Genomic DNA, 16,390 nt, shown 5'->3' with positions numbered 1-16,390 from the left:
CCATGGCCTCCGGGGAGGATCGGCATCGTCGAAAAGCCGGTGCCGGCCCGCCACGACCGTCTCCCCACGGTTCGCCCCGCCCGTCCCTGCGTGCGGGCCGGGTGGGGGCGGTGTAGAGAGGAGGCATGTCACAGCGTGGCGAAGGACCTCGTCGGGAGGGACGAGGCTGGGCGGGGCGAGGGCGAGGCCGGGAGGGGCGCGGGGGCCGGAGCCGGCTCCTGATCGCCGTCCCGGTCCTCTGGATCGTCGCGGTGTCGCTGATCGACCTTCTCGCTCCGGCCGACATCCACCTGGGCCCGCTGCTCGTCGCGGCCCCGGCGGTCACGGTGTCGTTCGCCGGGCCCCGGACGGTGGGCCTGATCGCCGCACTGGCGGCGCTCGCGCAGACGGCCATCGGGCTGGTGGGTGATCCTGACGAACTGCTCTCCACCAACCACCAGGCCCAGGCCGTATCCCTGCTGCTGGTCGGCGCGATGCTGGTGATCTTCTGCGTGCTGAGGGAGCGCCGGGCCAAGGAGCTGGCGCAGGTACGGTACGTCTCCGAGGCCGCCCAGCGCGTGGTCCTGCCGCCACTGCCCACGAGGCTCGGACCGCTGCGCGTCGCCTCGCTCTACCTCGCCGCCGAGGCCGAGGCCCAGATCGGCGGGGACCTGTACGCGGTGGCGCGCACCGCCACCGGCACCCGGCTGATCGTCGGAGACGTACGCGGCAAGGGGATGACCGCGGTGAACGACGCCGCCCTGCTCCTCGGCGCGTTCCGCGTCGCCGCCCACCGCCGGTCGACCCTGGGCGAGCTGGTGAGCTACCTCGACCGGAGTGTGTGCTGGGACCTCATGGAGCCCGGCGAGACGAGCCGCTACGGAGAAACGTTCATCACCGCCACCGTCCTGGACATCCCCGACCGGGACGGCCGGGTCGAGATGGTCGCCTGCGGGCATCCGCCGCCGGTCGTCCTGCGCGACGGCCGGCCGACGACGATGGACGTCCGCCACCCCGCGCCCCCACTGGGCCTCGGGGAACTGGTGCACCCGAGGTACCACGTCGACAGCTTCCCGTTCGAGCCGGGAAGCCTCCTGCTGCTGTACACCGACGGCGTCACCGAGGCCCGCGACGCGGGCGGCACCTTCTACCCGCTCGCCGAGCGCGTCACCGGCTGGCCCGAGCGCGACGCCGACGCCTTCCTCGGCCGTCTCCGACGCGACCTGATGCACTGGGTCGGCGGGCAACTCGGCGACGACGCCGCCATGATCGTCATCGAGCGCCCGGCCGCGCCTCCGGCCTGACCGCTCTGCGCCCCGGCCCGCCCCCGCCCCGCCCGTCAGTCCGTCGTCACCGCGGCTCCGCCGCCTCCACGGGTTTCCAGGCGGGCCCGTCGCCGTCGCGCCGGACCCGGCCGAACACCACGTCGGCGACGTGGATGCCGAAGCCGATCGTGCCGGGCTCGGCCAACTCGTCCACGAGGCGGCGGCGATGGCCGGCGGCCCGGACGGGGTCGGAGTCGTACACGCAGGACCACCCGGGGTGGTCCACAGGAGTTGCTGGAGAAGACCGTCGTCCGGCCCTGAGGCGGCTGCTCCCGGTCCGGAGTCGCCGGGATGAGGCGCGGAGTGCGCGGCCTCCGCCCGGCCGGGCCGTCGTCACGACTCCTCCCCGTACAGCGCTGTCGGCACCACCCGATACCGTCGATCCATGCCCAACGCGCCCACCCCGCCCCCCAACCTGGCAGTCCTCGAAGGGGTCCTGGAGCGGATCACCTACGCCAACGAGGAGAACGGGTACACCGTCGCCCGCGTCGACACCGGGCGCGGCGGCGACCTGCTCACCGTGGTGGGCTCGCTGCTCGGCGCGCAGCCGGGGGAGTCGCTGCGGATGGAGGGCCGCTGGGCCTCCCACCAGCAGTACGGCAAACAGTTCGTCGTGGAGAACTACACGACGGTGCTCCCCGCCACCATCCAGGGCATCCGCCGCTACCTCGGCTCCGGGCTGATCAAGGGCATCGGCCCGGTCATGGCCGACCGGATCACCACCCACTTCGGCACCGACACCCTCGACATCATCGAGAACGAGCCCAAGCGGCTGGTAGAGGTCCCCGGGCTCGGCCCGAAGCGCACCAAGAAGATCGCCGACGCCTGGGAGGAACAGAAGGCGATCAAGGAGGTCATGATCTTCCTCCAGTCGGTCGGGGTCTCGACCTCGATCGCGGTGCGGATCTACAAGAAGTACGAGGACGCCTCGATCTCCGTCGTGAAGAACCAGCCCTACCGGCTGGCCGCCGACGTCTGGGGCATCGGCTTCCTGACCGCCGACCGGATCGCCCAGGCGGTCGGCATTCCGCACGACAGCCCGGAACGCGTGCGCGCCGGACTGCAGTACGCCCTCTCCCAGTCCTCCGACCAGGGCCACTGCTACCTCCCCGAGGAACGGCTGATCGCCGACGGCGTGAAGCTGCTCCAGGCCGACACCGGCCTTGTCATCGAGTGCCTCGCCGAACTAGCCGCCGACCCGGAGGGCGTCGTACGCGAGAAGGTGCCCTCCCCGGAGGGCGGAGAACCGGTCACGGCCGTGTACCTCGTGCCCTTCCACCGGGCAGAGCTCTCCCTCGCCGGGCAGGTGCGCCGGCTGCTGCGGACCCCGGAGGACCGGATGCCCGCCTTCCAGGAGGTCGACTGGGAGAAGGCGCTGGAGTGGCTGGCCCGTCGGACCGGCGCCACCCTCGCGCCCGAGCAGGAAGCGGCGGTGCGCCTCGCGCTGAGCCGGAAGGTGGCCGTGCTGACCGGCGGACCGGGGTGCGGGAAGTCGTTCACCGTACGCTCCGTGGTCGAGCTGGCCCGCGCGAAGCAGGCGAAGGTGGTGCTGGCCGCCCCCACCGGGCGGGCCGCGAAGCGCCTCTCCGAGCTGACCGGCGCCGAGGCGTCCACCGTGCACCGGCTCCTCGAACTGAAACCGGGCGGGGACGCCGCGTACGACAGGGACCGCCCGCTCGACGCCGATCTGGTGGTCGTGGACGAGGCGTCCATGCTCGATCTGCTGCTCGCCAACAAGCTCGTGAAGGCGGTGGCACCCGGTGCCCACCTCCTCCTCGTGGGCGACGTGGACCAGCTGCCGTCGGTCGGCGCGGGCGAGGTGCTGCGGGACCTGCTCGCCGAGGGCGGGCCCGTACCGGCCGTCCGGCTGACCCGGATCTTCCGCCAGGCACAGCAGTCCGGGGTGGTCACCAACGCCCACCGCATCAACTCCGGACAGCCCCCGCTCACCCAGGGACTCGACGACTTCTTCCTCTTCGTGGAGGACGAGACGGAGGACGCCGGGGTGCTCGCCGTGGACGTGGCGGCCCGCCGCATCCCGAAGAAGTTCGGGCTCGACCCGCGCCGCGACATCCAGGTGCTCACCCCCATGCACCGGGGCCCGGCCGGCGCCGGGCACCTCAACGGCCTGCTCCAGCAGGTCATCACCCCGGGCCGCCCCGAACTGCCGGAGAAGCGGTTCGGCGGCCGGGTCTTCCGGGTCGGCGACAAGGTCACCCAGATCCGCAACAACTACGAGAAGGGCGAGAACGGCGTCTTCAACGGCACCGTCGGCGTCGTGACCTCGCTGGACACCGACGAGCAGCGGCTGACCGTGCGCACCGACGAGGACGAGGAGATCGGCTACGACTTCGACGAGCTGGACGAGCTGGCCCACGCCTATGCCATGACGATCCACCGCTCCCAGGGCAGCGAGTACCCGGCCGTCGTCGTCCCCGTCACCACCAGCGCCTGGATGATGCTCCAGCGCAACCTCCTCTACACCGCCGTGACCCGGGCCAAGAGGCTCGTCGTCCTGGTCGGCTCCCGCAAGGCGATCGGGCAGGCAGTCCGCACGGTTTCCGCCGGGAGGCGCTGTACGGCGCTGGATTTCCGGCTCAGGGGAGGGGCGGGGGGAGACTCACCGTAAAAAATGATCGATCAAATCGGTGGGAAACATCACCCAGGGCTTCCGGAACCAACGGGGAGGGGGCAGGATGACTAAGTTGACGGCACTCAGTGCCGCCATTAGGTCCAATGGACGACCCCGAGTGCACTCTCCTGAGCCAAATGGGGGAGGGTGGAGACAGTCAGGGCACAGGGCACCTAGTCAGGGCACCTCGAAGAAGAGGCACTACGTCGGTGAGGGATGACGTGAGCGAGCACACCAACAACGCTGTAGTACTGCGGTACGGCGATGACGAGTACACCTACCCGGTGATCGACAGCACCGTCGGCGACAAGGGCTTCGACATCGGGAAGCTGCGGGCCAACACCGGCCTCGTGACGCTGGACAGCGGGTACGGCAACACCGCCGCCTATAAATCCGGCATCACCTACCTCGACGGTGAGCAGGGCATCCTCCGCTACCGCGGGTACCCGATCGAGCAGCTCGCCGAGAGCTCGACCTTCCTTGAGGTCGCGTACACGCTGATCAACGGTGAGCTTCCGAAGGTCGACGAGCTGTCGACCTTCAAGAACGAGATCACCCAGCACACCCTGCTGCACGAGGACGTCAAGCGGTTCTTCGACGGCTTCCCGCGCGACGCCCACCCGATGGCCATGCTGTCCTCGGTCGTCAGCGCGCTGTCCACCTTCTACCAGGACAGCCACAACCCGTTCGACGAGGAGCAGCGCCACCTCTCGACGATCCGCCTGCTGGCGAAGCTCCCGACGATCGCCGCGTACGCGTACAAGAAGTCGATCGGTCACCCGTTCGTCTACCCGCGCAACGACCTCGGCTACGTCGAGAACTTCCTGCGCATGACCTTCTCGGTCCCCGCCCAGGAGTACGAGCTCGACCCGGTCGTCGTCTCGGCTCTCGACAAGCTGCTCATCCTGCACGCAGACCACGAGCAGAACTGCTCGACCTCCACCGTGCGCCTGGTCGGCTCCTCGCAGGCGAACATGTTCGCCTCGATCTCCGCCGGCATCTCCGCGCTGTGGGGCCCGCTGCACGGCGGCGCCAACCAGTCCGTGCTGGAGATGCTGGAAGGCATCCAGGCCAACGGCGGCGACGTCGACTCCTTCATCCGCAAGGTGAAGAACAAGGAGGACGGCGTCCGCCTGATGGGCTTCGGCCACCGGGTGTACAAGTCCTTCGACCCGCGCGCCAAGATCATCAAGGCTGCCGCGCACGACGTCCTGTCGGCCCTCGGCAAGTCCGACGAGCTGCTCGACATCGCGCTCAAGCTGGAGGAGCACGCGCTCTCCGACGAGTACTTCGTCTCGCGCAACCTCTACCCCAACGTGGACTTCTACACCGGTCTCATCTACCGGGCCATGGGCTTCCCGACCGAGATGTTCACCGTGCTCTTCGCGCTCGGCCGCCTCCCCGGCTGGATCGCCCAGTGGCACGAGATGATCAAGGAGCCGGGATCCCGCATCGGCCGCCCGCGCCAGATCTACACGGGTGAGGTCCTCCGCGACTTCGTCCCGGTCGAGGGCCGCTGACGCACCCCGCACGGCGCACTCCGGTGCCCGGGCGGACCGGTACGGCGCGACGACCGCATGAGCCGCGTGGCGCCGTACCCGTAGGGCCGCGCGCCGTAGTCGTTCCGCCCGCGTCTCCCGTAGGACCCGTAGTACTCGCTGTCCCGCAGTGCCCGCACTGATCGAAGTACCCGCACCACCGCACCGCCCGGCCTCCTCGGCCGACTGCCTTCGCCCCGCGTGCCGCGCTCGCCCAGAGCGCGGCGTCCGGGGCGATTCGGCGTTGTGGGGCCCGGGGCTCCGTGGCGCGCCCCTCGACATGGCCGGAAACAGCAGGAAGCGCCCCGCCGTCGATCCCCCCACGGGTCGACGAACAGGGCGCTTCCCATATCCCGGAGCGGATTCCCCCCACGGGATCCGGCCGGGCGTCTTCAGGGAGTGTGCACTCCCTTGTCCTGCTGCGGTCCGCCGGGGTACGTACGGGAGGGCCGCTCAAAGCTCCCCGATGCACGTGCCCCGGCCAACGCTTGCCATGAAGCGTCCCCCAAGACACTTCATCGGACGTCCCCCAAGACATCCTTGGCATCGCACTCTAAGACTCACGAACCCATTGAATGGTTACCCTCAAATCGATGTGATCTAGATCTCTTTGTGGAAGTTACGTGAAGGAGCGCAGGCGCAGGCTGTTCGTCACGACGAACACGGAGGAGAACGCCATGGCGGCTCCCGCGATCATCGGGTTGAGCAGGCCGAACGCAGCAAGCGGCAGGGCCGCCACGTTGTACCCGAAGGCCCAGACGAGGTTGCCTCTGATGGTGGACAGCGTACGCCGCGCGAGGCGGATCGCGGCCCCCGTCACCTTGAGATCTCCACGCACCAATGTGAGATCGCTCGCCTCGATCGCCGCGTCCGTCCCCGTCCCCATCGCCAGCCCCAGATCCGCCGTGGCCAGAGCGGCGGCGTCGTTCACGCCGTCACCGACCATCGCGACCGACCGGCCCTCCGCCTGGAGCCTTCGCACGACCTCCACTTTCTCCTGGGGCAGCACCTCGGCATAGACCTCGTCGATCCCGACGGCACGCGCCACGGATTCGGCCACCGCCCGGTTGTCGCCGGTCAGCAGCACCGGGCGCAGACCCAGCCGGCGCAGCTCGGCGACCGCCTCGGCACTGCTCTCCTTCACGGTGTCCGCCACCTCCAGGACCGCGCGGGCCTTCCCGTCCCAGCCGACCACCACGGCCGTGGCCCCGGTGGCACCGGCGAGCGCCGACTCCAGTTCCGGCGGCAGGGCGATCCCGGCCTCCGCGAGGAGCGCGGGCCGGCCGACGAGGACCGTACGGCCGTCCACCGTGCCGCGTACGCCGAGCCCGGCGACGTTCCCGAAGCCGCTGACGGGCGGCAGCGCCCCCAGACGCTCGGCCGCCGCGGCGGCCACCGCACGGGCGACCGGATGTTCCGAGGCGTGCTCCAGCGCCCCGGCCAGCCGCAACGCCTCGTCCTCGTCCGTCCCCGGCGCGGTGCGCACGGCCCGGAGCGCCATCCGGCCCGTGGTGACGGTGCCGGTCTTGTCGAGCACGATCGTGTCGATGCGCCGGGTCGCCTCCAGGACCTCGGGGCCCTTGATCAGGATGCCCAGCTGGGCGCCGCGCCCCGTACCGACCATGAGGGCGGTGGGCGTGGCGAGCCCGAGGGCGCAGGGGCAGGCGATGATCAGTACGGCGACCGCCGCCGTGAACGCGGCCGTCACGTCGTTCGTCACCAGCAGCCAGGTGACCAGCGTGGCCACCGCGATCAGCAGGACGACCGGTACGAAGACCGACGACACCCGGTCGGCGAGGCGCTGCACCTCGGCCTTGCCGTTCTGGGCGTCCTCCACCAGCCTCGCCATCCGGGCGAGCTGGGTGTCGGCCCCGACCCGGGTCGCCTCCACGACGAGCCGGCCCGAGACGTTCACCGTCGCCCCGGTGACCGTGGCGCCGGGGCCCACGTCGACCGGCACGGACTCGCCGGTGAGCATCGAGGCGTCCACCGCGGACTCACCCTCGGCCACCGTGCCGTCCGTGGCGATCTTCTCGCCGGGCCGCACCACGAACCGGTCGCCCACCGCGAGCCGGGCGACCGGGACGCGTACCTCCGTACCGTCGCTCCTCAGGACCGCCACGTCCCGCGCCCCGAGGTGCATCAGCGCCCGCAGCGCCGAACCCGCCTTCCGCTTGGACCGGGCCTCCAGATAGCGGCCGAGCAGGATGAAGCTCACCACCCCGGCCGCGACCTCCAGATAGAGCGCGGACGACGCGTCGGCGCGGGAGGCCACCAGGTCGAAGCCGTGCCGCATGCCCGGCATCCCGGCGTCTCCGAAGAAGAGCGCCCACAGCGACCAGCCGAACGCCGCCAGCGTGCCGACCGAGACCAGCGTGTCCATGGTGGCGGCGCCGTGCCGGAGGTTGGTCCAGGCGGCGCGGTGGAACGGCAGCCCGCCCCAGACGACCACCGGAGCGGCGAGCGTCAGCGAGAGCCACTGCCAGTTGTCGAACTGGAGCGCCGGGACCATCGCGAGCAGGACCACCGGCACGGAGAGCAGCACCGACACGGTCAGGCGCTGCCGGAGGGCGGCGAGGGGGCCGTCCTTCTCGCTCTCCGCTTCGTGCCCGGTGGCCCCGGCCCCCGCCCCGGCTGCCTCGCCGGGTATGGCGGCGGACGCCACGGGCTCGGGCGGCGGTGGGGGCGGGGGCGGGGTGGCGGTGTAGCCGGTCCGCTCGACGGTCGCGACGAGATCCGCCAGATCCGTGTCGGGGCCGAAGGAGACGTGGGCCTTCTCGGTCGCGTAATTGACCGTGGCCCTCACGCCGTCCATCCGGTTCAGCTTCTTCTCGACCCGCGCCGCGCAGGAGGCGCAGGTCATGCCGCCGATCATCAGCTCGGTCTCGGAGACCTCCGGGGCCGGTGCATCGGCTGTGGTGACCTCGGTTGTGGTGGTGCTGGCCATGTCCGAACTCCTGGGAGAAACACTTCGGGGCCGTACCCCACCAGTATCTGCTGGTGGCGTCCGGCCCGAAGGGTGGCGGGTGGGGCGGTGGCCCGGGCGAACTGCCCCGGCGGGGGCTGTCCGGGCCGACCGTTGTTGCTCGGGCCGTTGCCGGCCGGGCCGTTTGCGTTCGGGCCGTTTGCGTTCGGGCCGTCGCTGATCGGGCCGTTGTCGGTCAGGCCTTGCCGACGTACTCGTAGCCCGCCTCGTCGACGGCGGCGCGCACGGCGTCCTCGGTCAGCGGAGCACGGGAGGAGACGGTCACCTGGCCGCTCGCGGCGACGGCCTTCACCTCGGTCACCCCGTCGATGGCGGAGATCTCCTCGGAGACGGCGCCCTCGCAGTGGCCGCAGGTCATGCCCTTCACTTCGTACACCGCGGTGACCGAGCCGATCGCCACCTCGGCGGGGGCACCGTGATCGGCCCCGGACGAGCAGCAGGAGCGGGCGGCGGCCTGAGGGATCTCGGTCTCGGCGGTCATGGTGTTCTCCTCTGATCGGAATGCCGAAGAGTGTGACCGCGGCGTCAGCCGTAGGTCGAAAGCGCAACAAATCGGCATATTGAGCGTTGTATGAGGGACTCAGGACATCCGGTGCGCGTCCGGGGCGGTCCGAAGCCCCCTTGCCTCACTCTCCAGACTATACCCCTAGGGGGTATCAAGGCGAGCGCCTCACCCTGGGCGCCGACGTCGCCCGCGCCCGCTCCTGCCGGGACCGCAGGACGAGGACGCGGAGCCAGCACACCCCGACCAGAGTGGTCGCCACCGTGCCGCCCACCGAGATCACGGTGAAGAGGTGCTGCTGCTGGTCGGTCGGGTTCTCCAGGAACCCCCGGGCCGGAATCGAGTCCACCTGCCCGTCGCCGGTGACCCGGGCGACCAACCAGACGGCGATGCCCCGCATCGAGTCCCACAGGGCGTGCAGGACGGCGACCCCGAGGAAGGTGCCGACGACCGTCGGCGGGAAACGGAACCGGCCGTTCGCCTCCCGGCGGACCAGCAGGACCCCGCCGGTGATCGCCGTCCACAGGCCGTGTCCGAAGGGGGAGAGCACCCCGCGCAGCACCTCGGTCTCCAGCAGTGCGCGCAGGTTGATGCCCTCCAGGGTGACCGCCGCGTTGAAGGCGTACCCGGCGCTCTCGAACGCCGCGAAGCCGAAGCCCACCGTGGCACCCAGCACCAGCCCGGCCCTGCGGCCGCGGACGGAGTGGTGGCGGCGGAGGACGAACATCAGGGCGCCCAGTTTCACCGCCTCCTCGATCAGGCCGACGCCGAGGAACAGCCAGACCGAGGTCTGGTGCAGCAGGTAGTACTCCAGGACCGAGGCGCCCAGCACCCCCAGGATTCCGCCGGTCAGGAACGAGCCCAGGATCAGGGACGGCCCGAGGTCCTCGCCGTGCCGCTCGTACGCCCACAGCACGAACACGGCCGGCACGAGAAAACTGCCGAGCAGGATCAGTGTCGGCAGCAGCGTGGAGTTCTCGGTGAGGTACGTGGCCCCGGCGGCGAGGGCCCACGAGACGACCCCGCCCCAGAGGCAGCGCCGCCAGAGTCCGGGACGCGGCCGGGGTGCGCCCGGCGGGCCGGGCGGGGGTCCGGGCGGAGGTCCGGCACGCGGGTCGGGCGGCGGGCCGGGGGGCAGTGGCGGAGGTGGGGGCGGGGGCGGTGGGGCGTCGGAGGAGGACCAGTTCACGCCGGCTCCTGGTGGGGGGCCTCCCGGCTCCCGGGAGGGGGGCGGGAGGGGCGATCGGTCGGGAGGGTGATCGGGGTGGGATCGGGAGGGGAATCGGGGCGGAACGGGAGGGGGAATCGGGGTGGATCGGTCGAAATCGTGACGGCCGGGGTGAACCGGGTGGGATCGGCACAGACTATGGGCTGTGTCCGGGCGCGTCAGGGCCGGTGCGTGAAGGGCGTGTCGTCGGCGCGCGACGGTCGTTGGTGGGGCATGTCGTCGCACTGTTCGGGATGTTCCGGGGCATATGCCAGTGAGCGGTGGCCCTGTCGCCCCCCGCGCCGCGCCCCCTGCCGTGCCTCGCGTCGTGGCGCATCCCGTGCCGTGCGGCCGGGCGGGATGCGGTCAGGCGGAGTCCGGGGTGCGGGAGAGTCGGTCCGCCTCGTCCAGCAGGGGGTTCAGGTAGCGGAACATCACCGTCTTCAGTTCGCGGGCGTACGCCTCCCGCTCCTCGCCCTCGTGCGTCATGATCAGGTCGATTCCGGCCTTGAACAGCTGGAAGGACATGGCGCCGACGCGCCGTATCCGCGCCTCGGGAAGTTCCGGCAGGTAACCCGCGAGGAGAACCTCGACGCGGGTGAGCATCGCGTCGTGCACCAGGTCGTGCTTCTCGGTGATCCGACCGGGCACCTCGCCCCCGTGCATGAGGACGCGGAACGCCGGATTCTCGGTGTTGAAGGTGATCAGCGGATCGAGGGCCGTGTCGAGCAGGCGGTCCAGCGCGAGTTCGGCGTGGCTCAGGGTGACGGGCTCGCCGTACGTCTCCTGCCAGCGGCGCAGGAGGCGGTCGCCGAGCTCCACGGCGATCGCCTCCTTGTTGGGGAAGAACTGGTAGAGCGTGCCGGGCGAGACGCCGGCCTCGCGGGCGATGGCGTTGGTGCTGGCCGCGGTGTAGCCCTGCGTACGGAACACGTCGGCGGCGGCGGCGAGCAGCTGGGTCATCCGGGCCTCGCCGCGCGCCTGGCGGCGGCGGGGAGCCGGGGTGTTCGCGGCCCCCTGGTCCGGCTCGGTGCCGCCGTGCGCCTTCTCCGCCGTCGGTTCCTCGGCCGCCGCGGTGGCGGCCCGCTCGGCTCCGGCCTCAGACATGGTTCATCCCCAGCCCTCGTGAGAGTGATTGACAAACGCGAGCGGTCGCTCGCATTCTTGAGAAACGCGAGCTACCACTCGTGTTTGCCAGTCTATGCGGCAATGGCCGACCCGTGCCGCTTCGAGCGGCCCGGGTCCGGTGGAGGGGGCACGGCATCATGTCCGTAGTCGAGAGCCCGCAGCGGCTCGGTGGCTGGACCCGTTTCGTGACGGCGCGGCCTCGGCTCGCCCTGCTCGCGGCGCTCGTCTTCACCGCGCTCGCGGTGTTCGCGGGGAGCGGTGCCGGTGACCGGATGGGCAGCGGCGGCTGGGAGGCCCCGGACGCCGAGTCGGCCTGGACGACCCGGGCGCTGGAGAAGGAGTTCCCCGCCTCCCAGCCCAATCTCCTGCTGCTGATCGACAGCGGGCGGGCCTCGGTCGACGACCCGGCGGTGGTGGCCGAGGCCTCGCGCCTCACCGCCCGTCTGGCCGCCCAGGAAGGGGTCACCGGCGTCGGTTCGTACTGGCAGAGCGCCGCCCCCGCCCTGCGCTCCCGGGACGGACGCGAAGCGCTGATCGCCGCCCACATCGCCGGCGAGGAGAAGGGCTCCGGAGAGATCCTCGACCGGATCGCCCCGCTCTTCGAAGGGGAGCACGGCCCGGTGAAGGTCTCCGTCGGCGGGCTGATCGCCACACGGCACGAGATGCAGTCGATCATCCAGGAGGATCTGCTCAGGGCGGAGACGGTCGCCCTGCCGGTCACCCTCGTCCTGCTGGTGATGGTCTTCGGCAGCGCGGTGGCGGCCCTGCTCCCCCTCGGCGTGGGCATCATGGCGATCCTGGGGACCAGCGCCGTGCTGCGCGGCATCACCGAGCTGACCGACGTCTCCGTCTTCGCCCAGAACCTCACGACCGCCCTCGGCCTCGGACTCGCCGTCGACTACGCCCTGTTCATCGTGCGCCGGTTCCGCGAAGAGATGGCCGCCGGCGCCGACCCCCGCTCCGCGGTCGGCATCACCCTCCGCACGGCGGGGCGCACCGTGCTCTTCTCCGCGCTCGCGGTCGCGGTCTCGCTCTCGGCGATGCTCGTCTTCCCCCAGTACTTCCTGCGCTCCTTCGCGTACGCCGGAATCGTCGTGGTGATCCTGGCGGCCGGGGCGGCCCTCATCGTCCTTCCGGCCGCGCTGGTGCTGCTCGGCCCCCGGGTCGACGCCCTGGACCTGCGGCGCGCGCTGGTCCGCCGGAGAGGGGGCCGGGAGGTGCCTCCCCGGACGGCCCACCGGGGGCGGACCTCTCTCGCCGCGCTTGTGATGCGCCGCGCCCCGGTCTTCGCCCTGGTGACCACGGCCGCGCTCGTCCTGCTCGGACTGCCCTTCCTGGGCGTGCGGTTCGGCATGGCCGACGACCGCCAGCTGCCCGCGGACTCCGCGTCCCGCATGGTGCAGGACCACATCCGCGAGGTCTTCCCCGGGTCCCCGGGCGGCGGCCTCGCCCTGCTCGTCCGGGAGCCCGCCACCCCCGCCCAGTACACGGCCCTCCGCGAGCGGATCGCCGCCACGGAAGGAGTGGCGCGGGTCGACGGGCCGCTGACGGCCGGCGACTTTGCCACCTACTCCGTGGTGCCCGAGGGCGAGGCGGCCGGGCCGGAGGCCCAGAAGCTCGTCCACGACCTCCGCGCGCTCGACGCACCCGTCCACGCGTCGGTGACCGGGACCGCCGCCGTGCTCGTCGACTCGAAGGACGCCATCGCCGAACGGCTCCCCTGGGCGGTCGGCATCATCGCGGTGGTGACCCTGCTCCTGGTCTTTCTGCTCACCGGCAGCGTCCTGATCCCCGTCCAGGCGGTCGTGCTCAACGCCCTCAGCCTGACCGCGATGTTCGGCGCGGTCGTCTGGGTCTTCCAGGAGGGCCACCTCTCCGGACTGCTCTCCTTCACCAGCACCGGCGACATCGAGACCACCCTGCCCGTGCTGATGTTCTGCGTCGCCTTCGGGCTCTCCATGGACTACGGCGTCTTTCTGCTCTCCCGCATCAAGGAGGAGTACGACCGCAGCGGCGACCACGAGGGCTCCATCGCCGTCGGGCTGCGCCACACCGGCGGACTCATCACCGCCGCCGCCGTGATCCTGGCCGTGGTGATGGTCGCCATAGGGGCCTCGCGGGTGACCAACACGAAGATGCTCGGACTCGGCATCGCCCTGGCGGTGCTGATGGACGCCATGGTGGTGCGCAGCCTCCTGGTCCCCTCGGTCATGAAGGTGATGGGCCGCGCCACCTGGTGGGCGCCCGCACCTCTGCGCGCTCTCCACCGAAGATTCGGCCTCGACGAGAGAGCGGTCCCCGCCCCGTCCGCGCAGGCCAAGGGAGCCGTCGTTTCCGTACCTGGCAGCCGTGGGACGGACGGCGGGGGCGGGGTGACACCCCCGCCCGACCCGGACCGGACCAGGATCGCCAGCGGCAGCTGACGCCCCGTCCGGCAGGACGCGGCCGGGCGGCACACCGTCCGTCCCACCGGGCGCATCACCGGGCGTTCCACCGGGCGCGTTGCCGGGCACCCCGCCGGGCGTTACACCGGACGCGAGACGTGACGGAAGGGCGGGGCCATGCGGGCAGTGGTGTTCGAGGAGTTCGGTCAGGAAGCGCGGGTGCGAGAGGTGCCCGATCCGGTCCCCGCCCCGCAGGGGGTGGTGGTCCGGGTCGAGGCGACCGGGCTGTGCCGCAGCGACTGGCACGGCTGGATGGGGCACGACGACGGCATCACCCTCCCGCACGTGCCGGGCCACGAACTCGCCGGAGTGGTCGAGGCCGTCGGACCCGGAGTCGTCGGCCGGCGCCCCGGCGACCGGGTCACCGTCCCGTTCGTCTGCGCCTGCGGGCGGTGCGCGGCCTGCGCCTCGGGGGCGCAGCAGGTGTGCGAGCGCCAGACCCAGCCCGGCTTCACGCACTGGGGCTCGTTCGCGGAGTACGTCGCGCTGGAGCACGCCGACGTCAACCTGGTGGCCGTGCCCGAGGAGCTCTCCTTCGCCACCGCGGCGGGCCTGGGGTGCCGGTTCGCCACGGCGTTCCGCGCGATCGTCGCTCAGGGCCGCGTCGCGCCGGGGGAGTGGGTCGCGGTGTACGGCTGCGGTGGGCTGGGGCTCTCCGCCGTGATGATCGCGGCGGCCGCCGGAGCCCGGGTGGTGGCCGTCGACGTCTCGGCCGCCGCCCTCGACCTGGCGAAGTCGTTCGGGGCGGCGGCGTGCGTGGACGCGTCGGCCCACCCGGAGGGCGCGGACGCCGTCGTCCGGGAACTCACGGGCGGCGGGGCGCATCTCTCGCTCGACGCCCTCGGCTCGCCGGTGACCTGCGCCGCCTCCGTACGCAGCCTGCGCCGGCGCGGACGCCATGTGCAGGTCGGGCTGCTGCCGACGGCGGCCGGGGACCCGGTCGTCCCGATGGCACGCGTGATCGCGCTGGAGCTGGAGATCCTCGGCAGCCACGGGATGGCCGCCCACGACTACCCGCCGATGATGGACCTGGTCCGTGCGGGCACCCTGCGCCCCGACCTCCTGGTCACCTCCACCATCGGCCTCGCCGAAGCCCCCGCGGCGCTCGCCGCGATGGGCGGGGCCCCGGGAGCGGGGGTGACGATCATCGAACCGGGGCGCACCCGCCTCGGGGTGCTCAGCGGGTGACCGCTCAGCGGGTGACCGCTCAGCGGGTGACTCGGGCAGCCGGTGCTCAGGGCGGCCGGTGATTCGGGCGGCCGGTGATGCCGTCGGCCGGTGACGGCTCAGCCGGTGAGCGTGCGGACCCGGTTGCGGTTGCCGGGGCGGCGGGCGACCCAGTGGCGGACGGTGTCCGGGTACCAGTAGGGCCGGCCGTCCCGCACCTGATCGGGGTCGGGAAGGAAACCATGCTTGCGGTACGAGCGCACGGTGTCCGGGAGGACCCGGATGTGCGCGGCGATGTCCTTGTAGGACCAGAGCGTGCTGTCCGTCATCGAGTGTCGCCTCTCTGCGCGTTGCCGCACCGCAGCGGTGGTGGGGGACTGAAGAGGGCCGCGGTGCACCGGCTGACGATCGGTCAGCGGTGATCTGTCGAACGACCGGGAGAGCCGACCGGGGGGTGTTGTCGCGCAGCTGTGACGCATGCCGTACACAACCGGCACATGTCCCATGAAGACGGCGGATGTCCCACGAGGACGGGCGCGTGTCTCCCGAGGGCGGGCGGGGCGCCGCCCGGCGGCCCGGCGGGTGGACGGGGGGCCGGGGCGGCGGGGGTGGGGCGGGGCGTCCCCCCGGCCGGTCAGGAGTCGGGCAGCCCCACGGCGTGCACGAATGCCTCGGCGAAGGCGTCGCACATCTCCTCGACGGAGGGGATCTGGAGACCGGGGACGAGTTCCAGGGCCGGTCGGAGCAGGAGGTGCATGAGCAGGGGGTTCGACATCTGGTGGATGAGCGCGATGAGCGGCAGGTCGCGGATGCGGCCCGCCGCGACCTCGGCGGCCAGCCACTCGCCGATGCTCGCGTAGAGGCGCGGGACCATGTGGCGCGCGAGGGCCTGCGACGCGTCGTCCCCCGGGCGGGCCAGGACCTCGGCGAGGATCGCGGGGAGCACCCGGGGTTCGAGGCCGACGACGTCCGCGAGGTGCGCGTAGATCACCCGGACCGTGCTCCGCAGGTCCCCGGGGTGGGCGGCCAGGACCGCTTCGATGTTCACGAACGGGCCGTACCGCTCGAAGATGGCCTGCATCATCCCGTCCCGGCCGCCGAACGCGGCGTAGAGGCTGTGCACCGAGCACTCGGCCGCCGCGGCGACGCGTTCGAGGGAGAGCGCGGCCAGTCCATCGCTGCTGATGAGTGCGGCTCCGGCTTCGACGGCCCGCTCGCGCACGGGCCTGTGGCCGCCGGGGTCGACCCCGGCGGCCCGGACTGCCTCGTCGAGGGCGTGCCGGGCGCCTCCCAGGCGGCGCAGCAGTGTGCTGCGGGAGATGCCCGCTTCCTGAGCGATGGCTTGCATCGACACGTCGGCGACGGCCGTCTTGCGTGCCCGCGCTGCCCGGAGGGCTGCCTCGACCAGGTCGGACGGCACCTGGACCGCAGGGTGGAACTCTTCGTTTGACACACGCATCAATGTACCTTGTATTCTTGTAT

At 71.8% G+C, this 16,390-nt stretch carries 12 protein-coding genes; 5 read left to right on the top strand and 7 right to left on the bottom strand.

All coding sequences use genetic code 11. The features are described from left to right. The first annotated feature begins 125 nt into the window (after positions 1 to 125). Complete coding sequence (locus OG599_RS11540) at positions 126 to 1,283, top strand: PP2C family protein-serine/threonine phosphatase (RefSeq protein ID WP_442809418.1); 1,158 nt, start codon at positions 126 to 128, stop codon at positions 1,281 to 1,283. A gap of 46 nt (positions 1,284 to 1,329) precedes the next feature. Here OG599_RS11540 and OG599_RS11535 read toward each other — a convergent pair whose 3' ends face one another. Next, positions 1,330 to 1,506: a hypothetical protein gene (locus tag OG599_RS11535; protein ID WP_442809417.1), complete on the bottom strand. Its 177-nt coding sequence runs from the start codon at positions 1,504 to 1,506 to the stop codon at positions 1,330 to 1,332. Positions 1,507 to 1,689: 183 nt separating this feature from the next. Here OG599_RS11535 and recD2 point away from each other — a divergent pair, with 183 nt between their 5' ends. After that, the gene (gene recD2, locus OG599_RS11530; RefSeq protein ID WP_327175895.1) at positions 1,690 to 3,933 is read left to right on the top strand and encodes an SF1B family DNA helicase RecD2; all 2,244 of its coding nucleotides are present in this window, start codon (positions 1,690 to 1,692) and stop codon (positions 3,931 to 3,933) included. 224 nt (positions 3,934 to 4,157) lie between these two features. Beyond that, on the top strand, positions 4,158 to 5,456 hold the full coding sequence (locus OG599_RS11525) for a citrate synthase (RefSeq protein ID WP_327175894.1): 1,299 nt from the start codon (positions 4,158 to 4,160) through the stop codon (positions 5,454 to 5,456). 637 nt (positions 5,457 to 6,093) lie between these two features. Here OG599_RS11525 and OG599_RS11520 read toward each other — a convergent pair. The 4 genes from OG599_RS11520 to OG599_RS11505 all read right to left on the bottom strand — a co-directional run bounded on the left by OG599_RS11520 (position 6,094) and on the right by OG599_RS11505 (position 11,276). Continuing rightward, the gene (locus OG599_RS11520; protein ID WP_327175893.1) at positions 6,094 to 8,421 is read right to left on the bottom strand and encodes a heavy metal translocating P-type ATPase; all 2,328 of its coding nucleotides are present in this window, start codon (positions 8,419 to 8,421) and stop codon (positions 6,094 to 6,096) included. 214 nt (positions 8,422 to 8,635) lie between these two features. Then, complete coding sequence (locus OG599_RS11515; RefSeq protein WP_327175892.1) at positions 8,636 to 8,941, bottom strand: heavy-metal-associated domain-containing protein; 306 nt, start codon at positions 8,939 to 8,941, stop codon at positions 8,636 to 8,638. A 175-nt stretch (positions 8,942 to 9,116) separates the two neighbouring features. Further along, complete coding sequence (locus OG599_RS11510; protein ID WP_327180000.1) at positions 9,117 to 10,100, bottom strand: PrsW family intramembrane metalloprotease; 984 nt, start codon at positions 10,098 to 10,100, stop codon at positions 9,117 to 9,119. Positions 10,101 to 10,535: 435 nt separating this feature from the next. Further along, positions 10,536 to 11,276 (bottom strand): TetR/AcrR family transcriptional regulator, encoded by a 741-nt coding sequence (locus OG599_RS11505; protein ID WP_327175891.1) that lies wholly within the window; start codon positions 11,274 to 11,276, stop codon positions 10,536 to 10,538. A gap of 158 nt (positions 11,277 to 11,434) precedes the next feature. Here OG599_RS11505 and OG599_RS11500 point away from each other — a divergent pair, with 158 nt between their 5' ends. Further along, complete coding sequence (locus tag OG599_RS11500; protein WP_327175890.1) at positions 11,435 to 13,720, top strand: MMPL family transporter; 2,286 nt, start codon at positions 11,435 to 11,437, stop codon at positions 13,718 to 13,720. A gap of 138 nt (positions 13,721 to 13,858) precedes the next feature. Beyond that, positions 13,859 to 14,929 carry a zinc-binding dehydrogenase gene (locus tag OG599_RS11495; RefSeq protein WP_327175889.1) on the top strand — a complete coding sequence of 357 codons (1,071 nt, stop codon included), beginning with the start codon at positions 13,859 to 13,861 and terminating at the stop codon, positions 14,927 to 14,929. 98 nt (positions 14,930 to 15,027) lie between these two features. On the opposite strand, the gene OG599_RS11490 is transcribed toward OG599_RS11495, so the two are convergent. Both OG599_RS11490 and OG599_RS11485 read right to left on the bottom strand, forming a co-directional pair. Continuing rightward, entirely contained in the window at positions 15,028 to 15,237 is a 210-nt protein-coding gene (locus OG599_RS11490) for a MarR family transcriptional regulator (RefSeq protein ID WP_327175888.1), read from the bottom strand. Positions 15,238 to 15,542: 305 nt separating this feature from the next. Next, positions 15,543 to 16,361, bottom strand: coding sequence for a TetR/AcrR family transcriptional regulator (locus OG599_RS11485; RefSeq protein ID WP_327175887.1), 819 nt, complete (start codon positions 16,359 to 16,361; stop codon positions 15,543 to 15,545). Positions 16,362 to 16,390: the final 29 nt, after the last annotated feature.

This window comes from Streptomyces sp. NBC_01335, from assembly GCF_035953295.1.
Lineage (GTDB): Bacteria > Actinomycetota > Actinomycetes > Streptomycetales > Streptomycetaceae > Streptomyces.
The sequence above is the reverse complement of the archived record's forward strand: the minus strand, read 5'-3'. Positions and strand labels throughout refer to the sequence as shown.

What these genes read in the sequence shown, in the direction of transcription:
- OG599_RS11515 (WP_327175892.1), bottom strand. Translation starts at nt 8,941, where the DNA reads ATGACCGCCGAGACCGAGATCCCTCAGGCCGCCGCCCGCTCCTGCTGC.
- OG599_RS11505 (WP_327175891.1), bottom strand. Translation starts at nt 11,276, where the DNA reads ATGTCTGAGGCCGGAGCCGAGCGGGCCGCCACCGCGGCGGCCGAGGAA.
- OG599_RS11540 (WP_442809418.1), top strand. Translation starts at nt 126, where the DNA reads ATGTCACAGCGTGGCGAAGGACCTCGTCGGGAGGGACGAGGCTGGGCG.
- OG599_RS11520 (WP_327175893.1), bottom strand. Translation starts at nt 8,421, where the DNA reads ATGGCCAGCACCACCACAACCGAGGTCACCACAGCCGATGCACCGGCC.
- recD2 (WP_327175895.1), top strand. Translation starts at nt 1,690, where the DNA reads ATGCCCAACGCGCCCACCCCGCCCCCCAACCTGGCAGTCCTCGAAGGG.
- OG599_RS11495 (WP_327175889.1), top strand. Translation starts at nt 13,859, where the DNA reads ATGCGGGCAGTGGTGTTCGAGGAGTTCGGTCAGGAAGCGCGGGTGCGA.
- OG599_RS11490 (WP_327175888.1), bottom strand. Translation starts at nt 15,237, where the DNA reads ATGACGGACAGCACGCTCTGGTCCTACAAGGACATCGCCGCGCACATC.
- OG599_RS11500 (WP_327175890.1), top strand. Translation starts at nt 11,435, where the DNA reads ATGTCCGTAGTCGAGAGCCCGCAGCGGCTCGGTGGCTGGACCCGTTTC.